This is a genomic window from Candidatus Omnitrophota bacterium, from assembly GCA_041648975.1.
Taxonomy (GTDB): Bacteria; Omnitrophota; Gorgyraeia; order 2-01-FULL-45-10; family 2-01-FULL-45-10; genus JAQUSE01.
In genome coordinates, this window is record JBAZNZ010000025.1 from 1 (window position 1) to 19,782 (window position 19,782).

A 19,782-nucleotide genomic window follows, 5' to 3' on the forward strand; every position below is an offset into this window, starting at 1 on the left:
ATTTGTCGGCCATGCCGGAACGATCCGCAAATTCATGAAGGATAGGTTTGGAAAGGACATTGATACTGTTGCGCTTCCTGTCGATTTCGCCGCAGCCTTTAACTCTGCCGACAGACGCACTCAGATATTCTGGCTCACGAAGCGGTTTATCGACCGCGTCGAAGCGCTGGAGCGGTCAACCTCCGCGGTTGAACCAGGTGCAGCCCCGCAAGGGCCCCTGCGCAAGAGCGAATCCCCCGCCCGCATCGATGGAACTCCCGAGCGGTCGGGCGGGCCGGACATGGCGTCCTTCGACCCTGCTCAGGACGCCATCCCGAGCGGTAGCCGAGGGATGGCGAAGGAGAGGGATGAGAAGGAATTGCCATCCGTTAAAGAAGCGGATGAAACCAGCCATGATGCTATGGATGATTGGAACCGAGCTGAGTATTTCAAATCGGAATTAGTGCGTGTAGCATCTGTGTATCTTATAGACAATATACCGGAGGCAGTTAGAACCTCAGATTGGGATGACCTGATACATCCTATTCGTAATTCAATGCACGTGGTCGTTGAGGTGTTCTTTAATGCCAAGAGAAGGAAAAAAGCAGGAAAAGACTACTCGCCGCAACTCGATATTGAAATTAGGCATATATGGAAAACGGAGTATGCTCTGGATGAACTCTTTGCCATTACCGATATTGCTAAGATTAAATCATGGTCACGGGAGGTGATTGCCAATAAAAGGCTGGAAGGCACATATGCGTGGAGCCTGGCAAACTTCGTCATAGCAGGGCACTACGAAAATCCAAAATTTCAACAGGCGATACGGGATTTTCGCCGCGAGTTTGGCAGAATACGCAGTGAGCTCCTGCCTGTTTTAGAACGCCTGCGGAGAAGCGCGGATACGTCTGATAATGGGCCCATCTTATCCGTAAATGGGGCCAGCCTAAAAGGGGACACCCTATCTTCAGCCGCACCGCAAGGGCCGCAGGCAACCGTTGCCCGGTCGCAAGAGCCCAGGCGCAAGTCCGAATCCTCTGACATGGCGGAGGAGGATGAAGGCGGAAATGCGCGATCTGAGACTGGGGTGGCACCAAAAGGATCGTCCCCAGACTCACCCGGATCATGGACAGCGGAACAGGAAGAGATTGTGAGCTCGCGATTGCATGAAGATTTTTTCAACATCGCGGTTGAATTAATAAGGATAACATTGCCTGATGAGATGAAAGGTCGGGTTATGCCTGAGGATATTGGTAAGATATTGGGAGATGAAGATCATCCGTTAAACATGGAGGTGCGTTGGCCGTTTTGGAGTTTTTATCGTAATGGATCAAGGTTTGAAGAATTTGTAGATTATCTTAAGAAAAGCGGAGCTACCGCTAATGATATCGATAAGCTTGGCCAAAGATATAATGAATTGCTAGCAGCCTATCGACGAATTATTCAATGGGCATTAGAAGGCCGTCTAAAAGAATCATCTTCTGTTAAAGATGCTACGCTTACCCTAAACCTTTATAGAGGCGCATATAGACAGAAGCAATATGAAAGATCTTTTCAGCGGGAAGGTTGTGTCTATGCGACAGAATCCAAGACAATAGCATTAATGTTTACTCTAAAGGCTTTCGAGCTAGGAGATGCACCTATGGATACCGTATTATTATATGAAAACATTCCTATAAATGCGATTAATGGTTATTGGCGGCTTTATCCGGAAATGATAGGACGACCCAAAGACCAATGGGAGTATAATATAGATCTTTCTCTAAGAGAAGAAAGCGATGTGAAGGAGTGCCGCTTTGAAGAGCTTCCTGATAACTCCTGGGATTTTTCTTTATCGTCTACCACGCCGCCCGAACCAGTAACTTCGCCCGCAATTGCCGTAGGGCCGGCCGCCGGGCCGCGGCGCACGGGCGGCTCACCGCACATGGCGTCCTTCGACGAAGCTCAGGACGCCATCCCGAGCGATAGTCGAGGGATGGCGGCGGAAGATGATAATGCCGCACAGCAGGGAAGAGATTCGGGGTCGCCGCAAGGATCGTCCCCGGGTACTTACGTTTATCCTTCGTTAGATGTGATCGATTCATTCTTCCACCGTAATTACATAGATAAAGGCATATACTTTGAACAACATGATTTTGAACAGTCCAAAAAGATAGTGGATGAAATTTTAAAGCGCGGTATGCAGAAAATTATGGTTGTCGGTGACAGTTTACAGGTGCTGCCGATCTACCTGGCCTTGTTAGGGAGAGATGTCATTTATGTAGAAGAAAACAGCGGAGGAGCGACTTTAAGAGAAGGTATATATGGCGATGTTATTGATGATATAAGAAAAGAGGGATTTAACAATATTTATCTCTTGAAAGTAATAACCAGTGAGATAGGCTCTCTCGACCTTGAAGCACAAGGATTGGAAGCAGGGAGTTTCGACCTTGTTACATTGATAGATTTGGGATGCAATCCTGTTGGCGATCCTGCGCAATGGTTTACAAAGACAAAGGAATTACTCAAGTCGCAAGGATATATTGTTACCGATGAGACAGATTGGACTGTACACGAAGCGACGGAAAGCCTTGTATCGCAGAAACCGGCCCCTACTCCAGGATTAGCAATGACTGCTTTTTCAAAAGTCTTTCCAAGCGCAGAACGAGTTATGGCGGATCGGATAATTGGCACATATAGTTGGATGACTGGCGTGTCGAATAATGTGATGTATAAAATCTTCGGTGATGATAAAGGCAGGACTACCCCGGCGCCGGCTACCGGGCCGCGGCGCGTGAAGACCGATCCGAACATGGCGTCCTTCGACGAAGCTCAGGACGCCATCCCGAGCGATAGCCGAGGGATGGCGAAGGAAGAGCAGGGGGCAGGTCCAATCTCAGATTTGAAAGCGTCCCTGGATATAGATATCATATCATCGGCCCCGGATGCGGCAAAGGGGAAGGAAGGTGAAAGGCCGCCCCAACCCGTAATATCCCGGGAGGTTTTATATTCTACAGTACGCGAATTCTTAAAATATATGAACACGGCCCTTTCGGAGATCAGAGGGCTTTTGGACGACCTCAGCAAGGAACAGAGCAATCAGCAAGCACGAATAGCCATCATCAATAAGTTGCGAAATATGAATACAATTATTGTAACAAGTATATTTCAAAAATTTCATAATACGAAATACAAATGGCTTGGCTATGCGGCAGGAAATAAAATTGCTGTGATGATCAATCGTCTGGGACTACCAGCAATGGATGTAAAACGTTTACAGGCAACTTTTGAAAGACTGGGTGGCTTTGTAAACGCGCTTTCGCTAATAGTAGATTCCGGTAAGCTTGAAGAGCTCGAGAGATACAAAAGAACAGAATATATGCTTGATGTTTCGGAATTGCGAAGCGACGTTATATCCATGCCCCAAGGGCCTGATCGCAAGACCGAATCCCCGGACATGGCGTCCTTCGACCCTGCTCAGGACGCCATCCCGAGCGATAGCCGAGGGATGGCGAAGGCGAAGGATGAGGATGGTATGGCGTCGCATGAACTGTCCCCAAATTCAGGTTCATTATATAATGTAAGTCTTAAAAAGTTAACTGATGATGTGTGGTATGTCGTAGGTCCAAAAGGTGACTATTATTACCGTACTGAAATTGTACCCTCACAAGGTAGTGCCGTTATTATTGAGCTATGTTTGTATCAAGAGTCGGTAGGCGGATATAGCTTTTCTTTAACAGAAAATAAACTAGGCATGATAAATGTGTTCACCGATTTTCGTGGAACAGGCGCGGCAGACGTGCTGCTTGAAGATATTTGCCAAAGAGTATTTAAAGGCGACCGTAATCATAAATTTAAAGCAGATATTACACGTCATGACTCGCCTCGCGCAGCTATAGGAGAATTCTACGGTAATATTGATGAATACAGAAAGGCTGTGGGAATGCTGAGCGAAGTGACATTATCATTGTCATCAATTTCCGCAACGGCCGCGTCGCAAGAGCCCAGGCGCAAGGGCCAGTCCCCGAACATGGCGTCCTTCGACGAAGCTCAGGACGCCATCCCGAGCGATAGCCGAGGGATGGCGGCGGAGGATGAAGGCGCCGGGGTGTCCCCATCCGGGATGGCCCCCTCTGCGGCCCCCTCTGCAGATAGAGAGCCGAAAGAATGGCAAGAGCTTAGCCTGCGGGAACGAGCAAGAAGACGCATCGCTAATTTATATATGGAGATTTATAAGAAATTGGGTTGGGTGAATATAGATGAAGAAGATAAGACAATTCATATGCACGAATCCACGGAAGTCAGATATGGTAAATTCGAGCGGACATTCCCTGAAGCAGTCGATGAATTGGTGCAATTCGCCGGGATTAGGGACGGCACCAGAGTTTGTGATTTCGGATCAGGAGATGGCTGGACGGATTACAGGATTGCGACATACGGCGCAGTTGTTGACGGGATAGAAGAAGACGACTTCCTGTTTCAGTTGTCAAGCAGGATAAGAAAAAGGCTTATGGCCGCGGTGAATAGTCGCTTCGATGGAGTATTGTCGGCCGAAACAGCCGGAGAAATGACAAGAGTAATAAATTCAGTAAATTTTGAAAAAACGGATGGTTTTAGTGGTGATATCAAATATTCGGATTACGATGTCGTATATCTATATTATCCGGAGCCGCTGAATGGAGAAGAATTTAACAGAAGGCTAAATTCCGTCATGAGTGATCCGGGTAATGGACTGGGAGAAGACGCTGTCTTTATTGTGTTGCGTCAAGCCGGATATAATCCTATTCCTTTAAACGGGTTAGAACTGGTTGATTTCCGTGAGGTAGCAATAAAATCTGTTTTACATGTGGATAAAAGTGTACTGTATAAATATCGCAGAAAAGCTAAAAAAGAAGGTTCTGAAATTATACCCACAGGACTTACCGCAACGCCTGCCGAAGCTGGGGCCAGCCCAAAAGGGGACACCCTGTCTTCGGCCGCGCCGAAGAACCGAGCGGAAGCATTAGGCAAATTCAGAGTAGGGGCCACGGCCTTGCGCAATGCGCTCGGTGATACCGTAGCGCAGTCGGCCGAGATGAGCGTCTCTCCGAACAAGAATGTCCTCATTCTATACGCCGATAGCATATTACAGCAGGGCGGGGCGGTAGATGTCGAAGAGACTGTGCGAAAGGCAACGATGCTATCCGGCGCTACGCTTATTATTTACGGACGCCTGGGCGGGTATGCCGATATCCTCGAAGATATGATTAAGTCCGCGAATCCAACAGTTAAGATAGTGAAGATAGGGACGACAGCCGAGTTCGTCTCGAGGACAGGGATAGGGTACGATAAACTGGCGGACGAGGCCGGCGAGCTCGAATGTGTAGTAAATTTCGCTAAGAGGCAGGGGATAGTCAACGGCACCAATACATTCCTCGGGGTCATAAAAGGCAAGACGGATGATGCGTGGATAGACGGTATCAGGCAGTTCGCGGGCGAGAAGCGTATCCCGGTGGTCCTATACGCGGGCGAAGGTGTGTATCCGTTCTCGGCGGCCCTGAAAGCCGTCATCAATATCGCTAATGACGACTCTCCAAAAAAGAAGTGGTTCAACGAGCTTCCACCGATCGAACGGCGTTCTTCAGAGATAGATAACGCTTACGAAGACTACAGGAGGTCGCTCGAAGCGGCAGTGAGCGCGTAGAACCGATTCAACCTCCGAGGTTGAATATCAGTTAAATCGTGAATTCAACCTCGGAGGTTGAATTCACGATGACGCTGTACGCAATACGCCGTACGCAATACGGAAGTCAGTCATCACAAGTTAAAGCCCGAGTCAATTGGGATAGGGTGCCTTTTCCCCGAGTTAAGGTGCCCTATCCCAGCTCGGGCTTTTTGTTGAGCGAGATGATTTCTCATGGTCAATGGGCAACTTGCAGAGTGGAGTAAGAAAAAAATAGTTGCAAGAAAAATCGTATTTTTACCGTCTTATATATTGGGTAGACCGGTGCCAAATGGGCGTAAACTTAAGTTTATTAGACGTTGAAACGTTATTATGGAGGATAAATATGAAAGGTTTGAAACCGCAGGACTTGGTAGAGGATAAGATTTATATAATTCGCGGGCATAAGATTATACTAAGCACCCACCTGGCAGGGTTGTATCATGTGAAAGCTAAGGCGCTGATTCAGGCGGTAAAAAGAAATATTGACCGATTTCCCGGTGATTTCATGTTCCGGTTAACGTGGGATGAGACCGCGGCTTTAAGGTCACAGATTGTGACCTTAAAGAGCGATGAGGCCGCCACAGGTAAACATATCAAATATTTGCCATATGCTTTTACGGAACAGGGTGTCGCCATGCTCTCAAGTGTACTTAATAGTAAGCGGGCAATTCAGGTTAATATCGCAATAATGCGTGCATTTGTAAAATTAAGACAAGTTTTGTCTACCCATAAAGAATTTGCCTATAAGCTTAATGAGCTTGAACGGAAGGTTGAAAATCATGACCAGGAGATTCGTTCTATATTTGAGGCTATTCGTCAGTTAATGGCCGCTCCCCCGGAGAAACCGAAGCGGAGAATAGGATTCAGGCAGAATTAGTCCGCGCAGAATTTTACCTCGTACAGTTTCGTGTAGACAGATCCTTGAGGAGTAAGGGTGCTCTTGAATAGAACGACTGAGGAGACCGGCTGGTTTTTAGTTGTAAGTTTTAAGTTGTAAGTTGTAAATTTTTCTTTAAGCGCCTGCTTATTCTTCGGCGAACGGACGCGGCCGATGGTGAGATGAGCCGCGAAGGGGCGAGTCTCTTCCTGGAATCCGAGTCTTGATGACGCGGTATCTATTCTCTTTGCCAGGCCTGCCGATTCCGCGGCGCCTTTATCGAGTCCGACCCAGATGACGCGGGGGAATTCTATATTGGGAAACGCGCCGATTTCTTTAAGGCTTATCTCGAAAGGCCTTGTGCCTGCGGCGATTCCATCAAGCGCATTTTTCACTTCCTCACACTTCTCTTCGGATATCTCGCCCAGGAATTTCAACGTAAGGTGAATATTGTCCTTATCGACCCATTTGATGTCAGCTCCGGAATATTTGAGGTGGCTCTCGACCCGGGCAAGCGTTTCTTTAATTTCGTCAGACAATTCTATGGCTATAAATGTTCTCATATTTTTAAATACAACTTACGACTTATAACTTACAACTGCCGTCTAACCAAGTCTAATACAGCTTGAGACGCCTGGAACTTAATCTCTTTCCGCGAGCCGCTGAAACGGCATTCCTTGACTATGCTTTTTTTACCGGAAACAAGCGCTATGTAAACAAGCCCAACCGGTTTAGATCTCGTCCCGCCGCCGGGCCCTGCGAGCCCGGTTATGCCTATCCCTATATCGGTGCAGGCAAGGAACCTTGCGCCTTTAGCCATTTGAAAAGCGACTATCTTAGAGACTGCGCCGTATTTTTGTATGGCTGCAGGCGAGACGCCGAGCAGATTGACTTTTATGTCATTGGAATACGCCGCCAAACCCATTATGAAGTATTTTGAACTACCCGGAACATCGGTCAACCTGTCAGAGACAAGCCCGCCGGTGCAGGATTCGGCCACCGCTATCGTCATCCTTTTCCCGGTAAGCAGTCTCGCGACCGAACCTTCGATCGTTTCATCGTCGCAGCCGAATATCTGGTCTTTCAATCTCGCCCGGATCTTATTTTCTACACGAGCGATGCTCCTTGCCGCATGGACAGCGCTCTTATCCTTAGTCATTATCTTAAGTTCGACCTCGCCGAGTTTTGCGTATATCCCTACTGTAGTGGGAGGTTTCAACGCGAGAAGGTCTTTTACTTTACCGTTCACCTGTGATTCGGCGCCCCCAACTATTTTTATGGTCCGCGACCTTATGACCCATGGCGCGCCGGATATCTTCTTTACATAAGGAATGATATCGTCTTCGACGAGGCGGTTCAATTCCCTCGGCGGCCCGGGAAGGCATATTATAACTTTGCCTTTATAGTCCGCGATCAATGCGGGAGCGCTGCCGACCTTGTTCCTTATCCACTTTATACCTTCCGGAATGTACGCCTGCCTCATGCTTTCCTGCGGCACCTTTATGCGCCGTAATTTAAAATAGTCTTTCAGGTCCTTCAGGATCGTTTTATTAAGGATGAGCTTTTTATGCAGTAGGGAAGCTATTGTTTCTATGGTTACGTCGTCAACAGTAGGGCCGAGCCCGCCTGTTGTTATTATGATATCGGACCGGGAAGCGGCTTTATTGATCGATTCGGCTATGCGTTTAGGATTGTCTCCGACGACAGACTGGTGGTAGACGTCAATGCCTATTTCGGCGAGCTTTTGAGAGATAAATGCGGTGTTAGTGTTTACGATGTGCCCGAGGAGCAGTTCTGTGCCAATCGATATGATCTCGGCGTTCATGGGTCTTATTATATAAGGGCAAAGGACGAGGCGCAAGAAAAAAAGAAAATAATTGCAAGAATTTTGCCGATTTAACCGTCTTATATAGTGGGGATAGAAAGTTGTAAGTCGTAAGTTGTAAGTTATAAGGTGGAAAATAATGGCATATACGTTTAAGAATATAAAAGTGTGGCAGAGGGCGCATAGCTTGGTTTTGGAAATATATAAGGTTACGAAAACATTTCCAAAGAATGAGCAATATGGGCTATCGGCACAAGTAAGAAGGTCGGCTTCGTCGATTGCCACTAATATCGTTGAAGGATATAAAAGGCGTAGCCGTAAGGAGTTCAATCATTTTCTCAATATTGCAGATAGCTCCTTAGAAGAGACTAAGTATCATTTACTGCTATCATTAGAGTTATTTTATTTAAGCAGGCAAGATTATGAGAAATTATCGGTATTATCAGATGAAGTGGGACGAATGCTGGCCGGCTTTCAAAAAAGCTTAAAACTTACAACTTATAACTTATGACTTAAGTGAATATTCTTTACAAAAAGGAGGTGACGAATGTATAATATATCATTCTAATAAGTAAGATAATTATGTTATAAACCTAAAACAAAGAGAAGGAGCGCTTGTATGGTCAAGACCAAAGTTAAGGAAAAAGATTCGGTAAAGGAAGAGAAGAAAGAAGACATTAAGGATGCCACACAGGAACAGAAGGCGCAGGAGCAGAAGACAAAAGCTCTCGACCTTGCGCTGGAACATATCGAAAAACAGTTCGGGAAAGGCTCTATAATGAAGCTTGGGCAGGATTTCAAGCTCGACGTGCCGGCGATCTCGACAGGCTCGGTCACTATCGACGTCGCCCTTGGCGTTGGCGGAGTGCCGCGCGGCAGGGTCATCGAGATATTCGGGCCGGAATCGAGCGGAAAGACTACGCTTACTTTAAGCATAATCGCGAACGCCCAGAGGGCGGGAGGACAGGCCGCGTTTATAGACGCGGAGCACGCTTTCGACGCGGCTTATGCCAAAAAGCTCGGCGTTAACCTCGATAATCTCCTGATGTCGCAGCCTGATACCGGTGAGCAGGCGCTCGAGATAACGGAGACTCTCGTCCGGTCGAATGCCGTCGATGTCATAGTAGTGGACTCGGTCGCCGCGCTCACACCAAGGGCTGAGATTGAGGGCGATATGGGAGATTCTCATATGGGGCTCCAGGCGCGCCTCATGAGCCAGGCCTTAAGGAAACTGTCGGGCGTAATTGCCAAGTCCAAGACCTGCGTCATATTCATAAACCAGATACGCGAAAAGATCGGCGTCATGTTCGGGAACCCCGAAACTACGCCGGGCGGCAGGGCGCTCAAGTTCTACTCGTCTGTCAGGATAGACCTGCGCCGCATCGCATCGCTTAAGAAGGGCGAGGAGGTTGTGGGTAACCGCGTAAGGGCCTCGATCGTAAAGAATAAGGTGGCGCCGCCGTTCAGGAAAGCCGAATTCGACATAATGTACGATGAAGGCATATCGAAGTCCGGAAGCGTGCTCGATATGGCCGAGATCCTTGGCGTGACCCAGAAGAGCGGGTCATGGGTCCTATACGGCGAAGAGAAGCTGGGGCAGGGCAAGGAGAACGCCAGGGTATATCTTAAGGAAAATCCCAGGATGATGCAAAAGCTGGAGAAAGAGATACTGGAAAAGTCGATTAAGTAAGAGTTAAGGTAAGAAAGTTACGTAAAGTTAGAGAAGGTTAATTAAGGTTACGTAAGGTTGTTAGAGTCCTGGTAACCTTATGCAACATTCACTAACCTTACGTAACATTACGTAACTTTCATTGGTTGTAAGGGTTATTGTGGAATTCGATAAAATAAAAGCCCGGGCGAAGAACAACGCCTACATGCTGCTGCGGATGCGGCCGAGGAGCGAATCGGAGATACGAAGCCGCCTGAAGCTGAAGGGCTACGGGGAGGCCTTAATAGAGGGCATCGTCGGAGACCTGAAGCGGACAAGCGATATCAACGATGAGAAGTTCGCGCGTTTCTGGGTAGAGAGCCGTATGCATATGAATCCCGCAGGCAGCGTCGTATTGAAACACGAGTTGAAGCGGAAGGGCGTCAGTGACGCCATAATCAAAGCCGCTCTCGAGGAAAAGGAAAAGAATTACGACGAGTACGAGTTGGCGCTCAATATGGGGCGCGAGAGATTCGAGCGGTTGAAGAAGCTGGACAGGTCTAAGGCGATTAAACGCCTGTATGATTTCATGCTGCGCCGCGGATTCGCGTATGAGACGGTAAGAAGGGTAACAGAGGCTGTCATTGGCCAGGGACGCACAGAAGAATAACATGAAGACCGACGACATAAGGCAGACATTTCTGGAGTTTTTTAAGTTGAAAGGCCACGAGATCGTGGCCAGCGACTGCCTTGTGCCTAAAGACGATCCGACGCTCTTATTTACCGGGGCCGGTATGAACCAGTTCAAGGAGAAGTTCCTCGGCCGCAATGTGACATACAAACGCGCGACGACATCCCAGAAGTGCTTGAGGACCGGCGACCTCGAGAACGTAGGGAGGACGTCGGGCCACCATACCTTCTTCGAGATGTTAGGCAATTTTTCCTTCGGAGATTATTTCAAAAAAGAAGCGATCTCCTGGGCATGGGAATTTCTCACGGTATCGTTGAAGATAGAACCGGACAGGCTGTGGGCCTCTGTTTATAAAGATGATAAAGAGGCTTATGGTATATGGAAGGATACTATTAAAATCCCGGAGAAGAAGATAATAAAGTTCGGCGAGAAGGAGAATTTTTGGCCGTCTGAAGCGCCGACCAGAGGGCCCAACGGGCCGTGCGGCCCCTGCTCCGAAATATTTTACGATTATGGCGCTGATGTGGGGTGCGGCAAGGCCGGATGCACGCCGGCGTGCGATTGCGGGCGTTTCATAGAGGTCTGGAACCTCGTATTTACGCAATTCGACCGCCAGAGCGATGGGAGCCTGAAACCGCTTCCCGCGAAGAATATAGACACGGGTATGGGGCTTGAACGGCTCGCGTCCGTGATGCAGGGCGTGAGGACGAATTTTGAGATAGATATATTTCAGCCGGTTATTCAAGAAATACAGAGGCATATAAGAAGTAACCAGAAACCAGTAACCAGAAACCGGAAGATTAACGCAATTGCCGACCACATACGCGCGGTGGTCTTTACGATCGCCGACGGTGTCATGCCCTCGAACGAAGAGCGCGGTTACGTCGTGCGCAAGCTGATACGCCGTTCGATAGCGCAAGCTCAGGATTTGGGGATAAAAGGCCCGTTCTTTTATAAGCTGGTAGGTATGGTGACGGATGTTATGGGCCGTCCATATCCTGAGTTAAAAGCGAAGAGGGATGACATAGCGCAGGTGGTCAAAATTGAGGAAGAGAGTTTCCGGCTTGTTATCGAGACCCAGATACCGAGGGTGGAAGAGGCGTTCAAAAGTATGACAAAGGAGAAAGACGCCGGGACGATCGCACGGGCGGCCTTCAATTTTTACGATACTTACGGCATGCCTTATGAGATGCTCGAAGACATAGCCCAGCGCCATCGTCTGGAGATAGACAAGCCGCGTTTTGAGGAGCTCCTGGAAAAGCAGAGGGAGATGTCCCGCTCCAAGACGAAGATAAAGAGTGAGATATTCTCCGAGACATTCGCGAAAAAGATAGAGGCGCTAAGGTTAAAGACAGAGTTCCTCGGATACGACAAGACGCATGCCGATGCGACTGTCCTGGCGGTGCTCGAGAGCGGAGAGGCCAGCCTGCCGGACGGTAAGTTATCCGCAGGCTGGCAGGTCGTTTTGGACAGGACGCCGTTCTACGGCGAGTCTGGAGGCCAGGCGGGAGACCGGGGAACGATCGAGACGGCATCCGGGACCATGGAAGTGGAGGACGCTAAGAAAGTAGGCGATGCGATAGTCCATATCGGCAAGATGAAGAAAGGGCGCATATTAAAAGGCGAGGCCGCTAAAGCAGCGATAGACCAGTCGGCCAGGAACAGGACGATGGCGAACCACACGGCAACACACCTGATGCATGCGGCATTGAGGAAGGTCCTGGGAGACCATGTCCACCAGACGGGGTCGCTCGTCGATAAAGACCATTTGAGGTTCGATTTTACACACATGAAGAAGATGGAAACCAGGGAGATAGCGCGCGTTGAAGAGATAGTGAATGATTGCATTAAAAGATCTATCGCCGTATCGAAACAGGTTAAGGATGTAGACGCCGCGAAGAATGATGGCGCGATGGCGCTCTTCGGCGAGAAATACGACAAGGTGGTGCGTGTGATCACTGTCGGTGATATATCAAAGGAGCTTTGCGGAGGCACACACGTCGATAACACAAAAGATATAGGCATATTCAGGATAATAAGCGAAAGTTCGATAGCCTCGGGTGTCAGGCGCATAGAGGCGCTGACCGGCACTACGGCGGAAGAATGGATATCAGAACAGGGTAAGGCGGAGGAATTGAAAGAAAAGGCCAAAGCGCTTAAGGATAAAGAGAAAAAGGATACTCAAGAAAGGCTGAAGAAAGAGCTTGAGGGTATCGACGCTCTTATAGAAAAAGGGAAGGTCATTAACGGCGTGAGGTTTATAAGCGATATAGTCGAGGGCGCCAATATCGATATATTAAGAGGTTTAAGCGACCGGATAAAGTCTAAGGAAAAGAACGCCGTAATAGTCCTCGCGACGCGGGATGACGAGAAGGCATCCTTCATCACAGCGGTTACAACCGACCTGGCGTCGAAAGGCGCTTTGAGGGCCAATGACCTCGCTAAAAAATTGGCGGAACTATTGGGCGGATCGGGCGGCGGCAGGAATGATTTTGCCCAGGGCGGGGGCAAGGATCCCGCCAGACTGGATATAGCGTTAAGAGAGATGCTCGAGATCGTTAAAGAGAAATTATCAAAGTCGTAAGTTTTAAGTTGTAAGTTATAAGTAAAAAACTTACAACTTATGACTTAAAACTATCTTACAATAAGAGGTCAATATGAAACTCGTGCGAGTCGGCAGTAAACAATTCCAGAAGTTGTGCGACAGGAACTCAGGCCGTAATAAACGCATCTCGGAGAGCGTCAGGAAGATAGTCGAGGACGTTAAGATTAACGGCGATGAGGCGGTGATAAAATATACGCGCAAATTCGATAAGGTCAGGATCAGCCCGAGGGATCTCAGGATCTCCGAGCATGAGACGTCCGGCGCCTATCAGGACATAAAGCCGGAATTCGTTTCCGCGCTGAAGATAATATTGGACAATATAAATACGTTTTATAAGAAGCAGACCAGGAGATCGTGGAAGATAAAGGACGCGGACGGCGTCCTGTTGGGCGAGAAGGTCGATCCTCTCGAGAAGGTCGGCGTCTATGTCCCGAGCGGGACCGTGCCGCTCGTTTCCAGTGTATACATGACGGTCATTCCGGCGAAGATGGCGGGCGTGAAGAAGATAGTCCTTATGACGCCCCCCAACCTTTACGGATCGGTCGATCCTCATATACTGGTAGTGGCCAACCTCCTGAAGGTCGACGAGATATACAAGGTCGGCGGCGCTCAGGCCATAGCCGCGCTGGCGTTTGGGACGAGGACGATCCCGAAGGTCGATAAGATAGTGGGTCCCGGCAATGCCTATGTCACAGAGGCGAAACGCCAGGTATTCGGATATTGCGATATAGATATGCTGGCAGGGCCGACGGAGGTCGTTATCATTGCTAACCAGTTCTCGGATATAAAGTTCATCAGGGCGGACCTGGAAGCTCAATCCGAGCATTTTATGGGACTCTCCATACTTATAACGAATTCGAAGAAAGTGGCGGCTATATTCAAAAAAGAGGGCCTCGCGGGTTATGTGATACTGGTGAAGAATATGGACGAAGCCGCGGAGGTATCGAACATGCTCGCGCCGGAGCATCTCCAGATACTTACAAATAACCCGAAGAAGATATTGAAGAATATAAAGAACGCGGGCGCTATATTCTTAGGGCCGTATACGCCTGTGGCGGTCGGCGATTACGTTGCGGGGCCCAGCCATGTCCTGCCTACGGGCGGGAGCGCCAGGTTCTTCTCAGGCCTAAGGCTGTCCGATTTTTACAAGAGCTCGCACATATTGTCCTACACAAGAAAGGCGCTCGAGAAGATACGGGAGCCGTTGGAAACAGTGGCTGGAATAGAGAGGCTGAATAAACATTTAGATTCGGTGAAGGTGAGGTTTGAGTGAGGCTGGGTTTAAGTTGTAAGTTGTAAGTCATAAGTTATAAGTAAAATCTTACAACTTATAACTTACAGCTAACAAAGGAGTGTTTATGAGTAAAAAAACAAGAAGCGCGATAATAAAACGGAAAACTACAGAGACTGACATAACCGGAAAGCTGACGATCGACGGCCAATGCAGAATAAACGTCGATACAGGAATAGGGTTCCTGGACCACATGCTGACGCTTTTCGCGTTCCATGGATTATTTGATCTGGCCTTAAAAGCTAAAGGCGACCTGAAAGTGGACATGCACCACACGAATGAAGACGTCGCCATATGCCTGGGCAAAGCTTTCAAAGAAGCTCTCGGGGACTGTAAGGGCATAAAGAGGTTCGGGACGAAAGAGATACCTATGGATACGGCAAGCGCGAAGGTCATGATAGATGTAGGGGGCCGCTACGCTTTCGTATTCAAGATGCCGCCCATAGTGCCTTCGGACCTCGTCTCCCGCGACTTGGAGTACTCTCTCGAGGACGGGAAAGATTTCTTCGACACGTTCGCCAAGAACGCGAATATAAACCTGCATGTCCAGGTCTATTCGGGCAGCGATAAGCACCATGTCCTTGAAGCGATATTCAAGGCGATGGGGATCGCCCTGGATGAAGCTACGCAGATAGATACGAGAAGAAAAGGCGTGCCGTCGACGAAGGGAACGATCGATTAACGGGCGGATTTACCTATGATTGCTGTAATTGATTACGGGATGGGAAATTTACGCAGCGTCCAGAAGGCGCTCGAAATCGTCGGGGCTAAGACAAAGGTCACGTCACGCCCCGCGGATATAAAGAAATGCGGCAAGATCGTCCTTCCCGGCGTCGGCGCTTTTGGGGACGCCATGAAGCAGTTGAGGCGCCTGGGGCTCGTCGGGCCGATAAAGGACGCGATCGCCAAAGGGAAGCCTTTTCTTGGACTGTGCCTTGGATTGCAGCTTTTGTTCGGGACGAGCAGTGAGGCGCCGGGCGTCAGGGGACTTTCCATATTGAAAGGCACGGTAAAGAAGTTTAAATTCCGGGACGACGCGCTTAAAGTCCCCCATATGGGATGGAATGAGATAAGGAAAAATTCGAGATTCGAGATTCGAGATTCGAAATTATTGGACGGCATTCCTGATGGATCATACATGTATTTCGTCCATTCATATTACGTCGCGCCGGAGGATGAGAGTATTATCCTTACGACGACCGGATACGGAAATGAATTTGTTTCCGGTATCAGTAAAGATAACATCTTCGGCCTCCAGTTCCATCCGGAAAAGAGCCAGAAGACGGGGCTTAGGATTTTGGAAAATTTTGTTAAGATGTAAGTTTTAAGTTGTAAGTTATAAGTAAAATCTTACAGCTTACGACTTATGACTTAAAACTATCATGCAATCAGAGGGTAGTTTTTATGCTAGTCATTCCTGCGATAGATATCAGAGGCGGCAAGGTCGTCCGGCTGGGCCAGGGCGAATTTAACAGGGAGACTATATACTCGGATTCTCCCGTCGATGTTGCGAAGAAGTGGGACTCCTTTGGCGTAGATATGATACATGTGGTCGATCTGGACGGCGCCAAAGAAGGCAGGTCCGTCAACATAAAGGTAGTTGCCGATATAGTGCGCAACGTGAGGGCGAGGATCGAATTGGGCGGCGGAGTAAGGGATGAGGAAGCCATTAGCGCCGCTATTAATGCGGGAGTTACGAAGATAGTTGTCGGGACGAAAGCGCTGGATGAGGATTTCCTGATAAAGGTCGCGCCCCGGTATGAAGGAACGCTTGTGGCAGGGATCGACGCGCGCTCCGGGATGGTGCATACAAATGGATGGGTCATTAAGACCGGTACCAAGGTCAGCGACCTGGTCAAGCGCATCGAGCGATCCGGCATTAGAAGGATAAATTATACCGATATCTCGAAAGACGGTATGCTTGAAGGACCGAATATTAAAGAATTGAAGGAGCTCATAAGGTCGACGCGGCTGGATGTTGTGGCCGCCGGGGGCGTCTCCACTATTGAAGACGTTAAGGCGTTGAAGGCCCTGGAGAAGGATGGCCTTAAAGGCATGATAATCGGTAAGGCATTGTATGAAGGAAAAATAGACCTGGCTGAGGCGGTCAAAATATGCTTACAAAAAGGATAATCCCCTGTCTCGACATAAAAGACGGACGGGTGGTAAAGGGAGTGAACTTCATCAATCTTCGCGACGCGGGCGACCCTGTGGAGAACGCGAAGTTCTACGATAGGGAGCTGGCTGACGAGCTCGTCTTCCTCGATATTACCGCAAGTTACGAGGAGAGGAGCACGACGATCGAGCTTGTCAAAAAGGTAGCGGATACGATATTCCTTCCGTTTACCGTCGGAGGCGGCATACGCACCCTGGACGATATAAGGAACGTCTTGCGGGCGGGTTGCGACAAGGTATCGATTAATACGGCGGCTGTCAAGGATCCGTCATTTGTAAAAAAATCGGCTTCGAAGTTCGGTAGTCAATGCATAGTAGTGGCTATAGATTCGAAGCGAAATGATTCTATTGAAAAATCACAAGTGTTTATAAACGGAGGAAGGACGCCGACCGGGATCGACACTATTAAATGGGCCAGGAAGATGGAAAAGCTCGGCGCCGGCGAGATACTCCTGACCAGCATGGATTTTGACGGCACGAAAGAAGGCTACGATATCGAATTAACGAAGCGTGTAAGCGAATCTGTCGGTATCCCTGTAATAGCTTCGGGCGGAGCCGGGAACCTGGGGCATCTTTATGATGCCCTGACGAAGGGCAAGGCGGACGCGGTATTGGCCGCGTCTATATTCCATTATCGCGAATATCAGGTGATCGAAGCGAAAGAATATCTGAAAAAGAGGAAAGTGGCGGTGAGATTATGACAAACATAGCGGATAAGATCAAATTCGACGAGAAAGGGCTGGTGCCTTCGATAATCCAGGACTACAAGTCTAGGGAGGTATTGACGCTCTGCTATATGAACCGCGAGGCGCTCGAGAAGACGCTCGAAGAGGGTAAGATATATGTATTCAGGCGCTCCAAGGGGAAGCTCATGATGAAGGGCGAAACGAGCGGATGCACGCAGACTGTGAGGTCGCTTTTCATCGATTGCGAAGGCAACTCGATACTTTTTATGGTCGACCAGGAGAGGGCCGCCTGTCATGAGGGTTATTTCACCTGTTATTTCAGGGAGATCGATAAGTCCGGCAGCGTGAAAATAGAAGGCAAGAGGATATTCGACCCTAAAGAGGTCTATAAAAAAACATAGGACGGCTATGTATTATCCGGCTAAAGATGAATTCATAAAACTCGCGAAGAAGGGCAACCTGATACCTGTCTACAGGGAGATCCTCGCGGATTTTGAAACGCCTCTTTCATGTTTTATGAAGATAGATAAAGGCGACTACTCGTTCCTGCTTGAGTCCGTCGAAGGGGGAGAGAACCTCGCGAGATATTCATTCCTGGGAAGCGCTCCTTCTCTGGTATTTTCAAGTAAAGGCGATACGGTCTGTGTCGCAGAAGGCAAGAAGACGAAACGTTTTGCCGCGAAGGATCCGATAGAGGAGTTGAAAAAGATAGTCGGCAGGTATAATTTTGTGAAGACAAAAGGGCTGCCGAGGTTCTCGGGAGGATTGGTCGGGTTCTTTGGATATGACATGGTGCGTTATATGGAGAAGCTTCCCGATAAGAACGCGGATGACCTCCGGATAGCGGATTCGTTGTTCATGCTTACAGACACCCTGCTCATATTCGACCACGTGGACCACCTGATAAAGGTCGTATCGAACGCCCATGTCCGGGGCGATCCCGCCGCCTCATACGACGAAGCGGTCTCGAAGATAGAAAAGATAGTGAAAGACCTTAAGGCGGTGTGCAAGAGCCCGGCTCCTGCGCCCTTAGCGACAAAAAAGACGAAACCCCTGAAGTTGAAGTCGAATTTCACCCGGAAGCAGTTCGAGGATGTGGTAAGAAAGGCCAAGGATTATATAAGGAAAGGCGACATAATACAGGTCGTGCCGTCGCAGAGGTTCGAGACCCCGATACATTCGGAGCCGTTCCAGATATACAGGGCGCTGCGATCAATAAATCCGTCGCCGTATATGTATTACCTGAAGATGAAAGAGTTCTGCCTTGTCGGTTCTTCTCCGGAGATAATGGTCAGGTGCGAGAACGGGACCGTGGAGTTAAGGCCGATAGCCGGGACGCGGCCTAGAGGCGCGTCCGACGAGGAAGACGCCAGATTGATGAAAGAGCTCCTGGCAGACCCGAAGGAGAAAGCGGAGCATATAATGCTCGTCGATCTCGGCAGGAACGACGTCGGCAGGGTATGCGATTACAGATCAGTCAAGGTATCGGATCTCATGACGGTAGAAAAGTATTCGCACGTGATGCACATAGTAAGCGATGTCAGCGGAAAGTTGAAGAAGGGCAAGGACGCATTTGATGTAGTCAGGGCTACATTCCCGGCTGGAACCGTTACCGGCGCGCCCAAGGTCAGGGCCATGGAGATCATCGACGAGCTTGAGAACGTCAAGCGCAAGACTTATGCCGGGTGTGTGGGGTACTTCAGTTTTTCCGGGAACCTCGATTCTTGCATTACGATAAGGACGATATTGATAAAGGATAAGACGGCTTATATCCAGGCTGGCGGAGGCGTCGTCGCCGATTCGCGGCCTGAACGGGAATATCAGGAGACGATAAATAAGGCGAAGGCGCTGGTGAAAGCTATAGAGATGGCGGAGATGGGATTAGACTGATGGGTAAATCCGAAATTCGAATATCGAAATACGAAACAATATCAAATGTCGAAACTTTAATTACTAAGAACAATTATCCGATAAAATATGACTTAGAAGAAAGGACTGAAAAGTTTGCGCGGGAAATAATACTTTTATGCAAACAAATACATCGGGATACTATAAACATTGAATTGGTTAGTCAACTTATACGATCGTCAGGTTCTGTAGGGGCAAATTACATCGAAGCTAACGAATCAGTAAGCAAAAAAGATTTCTCTCATCGAATAAAAATTTGCAGAAAAGAAGCAAAGGAGTCTAGATATTGGTTGAAGCTATTGATTTCTGCAAATATAGATTTTAAAGAGAAAATAGCCCCACACATACAGGAAGCGACCGAGTTGATGAATATATTTGGGGCTATCGTTAAAAAATGTTTATAGTTTGATTCAT

16 protein-coding genes are annotated in these 19,782 nt (G+C 48.6%); 14 read left to right on the forward strand and 2 right to left on the reverse strand.

What is annotated here, in order from left to right:
- Window positions 1–34: 34 nt before the first annotated feature.
- Window positions 35–5,641 (forward strand): hypothetical protein, encoded by a 5,607-nt coding sequence (locus WC592_07990; protein ID MFA4982387.1) that lies wholly within the window; start codon window positions 35–37, stop codon window positions 5,639–5,641.
- A gap of 364 nt (window positions 5,642–6,005) precedes the next feature.
- Window positions 6,006–6,539 (forward strand): ORF6N domain-containing protein, encoded by a 534-nt coding sequence (locus WC592_07995; protein MFA4982388.1) that lies wholly within the window; start codon window positions 6,006–6,008, stop codon window positions 6,537–6,539.
- On the opposite strand, the gene thpR is transcribed toward WC592_07995, so the two are convergent.
- The gene (gene thpR, locus WC592_08000) at window positions 6,536–7,102 is read right to left on the reverse strand and encodes an RNA 2',3'-cyclic phosphodiesterase (protein ID MFA4982389.1); all 567 of its coding nucleotides are present in this window, start codon (window positions 7,100–7,102) and stop codon (window positions 6,536–6,538) included. The two genes, WC592_07995 and thpR, sit on opposite strands and share 4 nt — an antisense overlap.
- A 29-nt stretch (window positions 7,103–7,131) precedes the next feature.
- Entirely contained in the window at window positions 7,132–8,364 is a 1,233-nt protein-coding gene (locus WC592_08005) for a competence/damage-inducible protein A (GenBank protein MFA4982390.1), read from the reverse strand.
- Window positions 8,365–8,503: 139 nt separating this feature from the next.
- On the opposite strand from WC592_08005, the gene WC592_08010 reads away from it, so the two are divergent.
- The 12 genes from WC592_08010 to WC592_08065 all read left to right on the forward strand — a co-directional run bounded on the left by WC592_08010 (window position 8,504) and on the right by WC592_08065 (window position 19,772).
- Window positions 8,504–8,875, forward strand: a complete 372-nt coding sequence (locus tag WC592_08010) for a four helix bundle protein (GenBank protein MFA4982391.1) — start codon at window positions 8,504–8,506, stop codon at window positions 8,873–8,875.
- A gap of 108 nt (window positions 8,876–8,983) precedes the next feature.
- Window positions 8,984–10,054 (forward strand): recombinase RecA, encoded by a 1,071-nt coding sequence (gene recA / locus WC592_08015; protein MFA4982392.1) that lies wholly within the window; start codon window positions 8,984–8,986, stop codon window positions 10,052–10,054.
- Between the two features lie 139 nt (window positions 10,055–10,193).
- Window positions 10,194–10,682, forward strand: a complete 489-nt coding sequence (locus WC592_08020) for a regulatory protein RecX (GenBank protein MFA4982393.1) — start codon at window positions 10,194–10,196, stop codon at window positions 10,680–10,682.
- 1 nt (window position 10,683) lies between these two features.
- Complete coding sequence (gene alaS, locus WC592_08025; GenBank protein MFA4982394.1) at window positions 10,684–13,287, forward strand: alanine--tRNA ligase; 2,604 nt, start codon at window positions 10,684–10,686, stop codon at window positions 13,285–13,287.
- Between the two features lie 73 nt (window positions 13,288–13,360).
- On the forward strand, window positions 13,361–14,581 hold the full coding sequence (gene hisD, locus WC592_08030; GenBank protein MFA4982395.1) for a histidinol dehydrogenase: 1,221 nt from the start codon (window positions 13,361–13,363) through the stop codon (window positions 14,579–14,581).
- An 85-nt stretch (window positions 14,582–14,666) separates the two neighbouring features.
- Entirely contained in the window at window positions 14,667–15,281 is a 615-nt protein-coding gene (gene hisB / locus WC592_08035) for an imidazoleglycerol-phosphate dehydratase HisB (protein ID MFA4982396.1), read from the forward strand.
- Between the two features lie 15 nt (window positions 15,282–15,296).
- A complete protein-coding gene (gene hisH / locus WC592_08040; protein ID MFA4982397.1) occupies window positions 15,297–15,920 on the forward strand; it encodes an imidazole glycerol phosphate synthase subunit HisH in 624 nt (207 codons plus the stop codon).
- A gap of 83 nt (window positions 15,921–16,003) precedes the next feature.
- Window positions 16,004–16,732: a 1-(5-phosphoribosyl)-5-[(5-phosphoribosylamino)methylideneamino]imidazole-4-carboxamide isomerase gene (gene hisA / locus WC592_08045; protein MFA4982398.1), complete on the forward strand. Its 729-nt coding sequence runs from the start codon at window positions 16,004–16,006 to the stop codon at window positions 16,730–16,732.
- Window positions 16,714–17,475 carry an imidazole glycerol phosphate synthase subunit HisF gene (gene hisF / locus WC592_08050; protein ID MFA4982399.1) on the forward strand — a complete coding sequence of 254 codons (762 nt, stop codon included), beginning with the start codon at window positions 16,714–16,716 and terminating at the stop codon, window positions 17,473–17,475. The genes hisA and hisF overlap by 19 nt, the downstream gene beginning before the upstream one ends.
- Window positions 17,472–17,861, forward strand: coding sequence for a phosphoribosyl-AMP cyclohydrolase (gene hisI / locus WC592_08055; GenBank protein MFA4982400.1), 390 nt, complete (start codon window positions 17,472–17,474; stop codon window positions 17,859–17,861). The genes hisF and hisI overlap by 4 nt, the downstream gene beginning before the upstream one ends.
- Window positions 17,862–17,868: 7 nt before the next feature.
- A complete protein-coding gene (gene trpE, locus WC592_08060; GenBank protein ID MFA4982401.1) occupies window positions 17,869–19,350 on the forward strand; it encodes an anthranilate synthase component I in 1,482 nt (493 codons plus the stop codon).
- Window positions 19,350–19,772, forward strand: coding sequence for a four helix bundle protein (locus tag WC592_08065; protein MFA4982402.1), 423 nt, complete (start codon window positions 19,350–19,352; stop codon window positions 19,770–19,772). Before trpE ends, WC592_08065 begins: the two co-directional genes overlap by 1 nt.
- Window positions 19,773–19,782 lie beyond the last annotated feature (10 nt).

Coding starts and splice junctions, on each gene's coding strand:
- WC592_07990 (MFA4982387.1), top strand. CDS start 35: ATGAAGGATAGGTTTGGAAAGGACATTGATACTGTTGCGCTTCCTGTC.
- WC592_07995 (MFA4982388.1), top strand. CDS start 6,006: ATGAAAGGTTTGAAACCGCAGGACTTGGTAGAGGATAAGATTTATATA.
- thpR (MFA4982389.1), bottom strand. CDS start 7,102: ATGAGAACATTTATAGCCATAGAATTGTCTGACGAAATTAAAGAAACG.
- WC592_08005 (MFA4982390.1), bottom strand. CDS start 8,364: ATGAACGCCGAGATCATATCGATTGGCACAGAACTGCTCCTCGGGCAC.
- WC592_08010 (MFA4982391.1), top strand. CDS start 8,504: ATGGCATATACGTTTAAGAATATAAAAGTGTGGCAGAGGGCGCATAGC.
- recA (MFA4982392.1), top strand. CDS start 8,984: ATGGTCAAGACCAAAGTTAAGGAAAAAGATTCGGTAAAGGAAGAGAAG.
- alaS (MFA4982394.1), top strand. CDS start 10,684: ATGAAGACCGACGACATAAGGCAGACATTTCTGGAGTTTTTTAAGTTG.
- hisD (MFA4982395.1), top strand. CDS start 13,361: ATGAAACTCGTGCGAGTCGGCAGTAAACAATTCCAGAAGTTGTGCGAC.
- hisB (MFA4982396.1), top strand. CDS start 14,667: ATGAGTAAAAAAACAAGAAGCGCGATAATAAAACGGAAAACTACAGAG.
- hisH (MFA4982397.1), top strand. CDS start 15,297: ATGATTGCTGTAATTGATTACGGGATGGGAAATTTACGCAGCGTCCAG.
- hisA (MFA4982398.1), top strand. CDS start 16,004: ATGCTAGTCATTCCTGCGATAGATATCAGAGGCGGCAAGGTCGTCCGG.
- hisF (MFA4982399.1), top strand. CDS start 16,714: ATGCTTACAAAAAGGATAATCCCCTGTCTCGACATAAAAGACGGACGG.
- hisI (MFA4982400.1), top strand. CDS start 17,472: ATGACAAACATAGCGGATAAGATCAAATTCGACGAGAAAGGGCTGGTG.
- trpE (MFA4982401.1), top strand. CDS start 17,869: ATGTATTATCCGGCTAAAGATGAATTCATAAAACTCGCGAAGAAGGGC.
- WC592_08065 (MFA4982402.1), top strand. CDS start 19,350: ATGGGTAAATCCGAAATTCGAATATCGAAATACGAAACAATATCAAAT.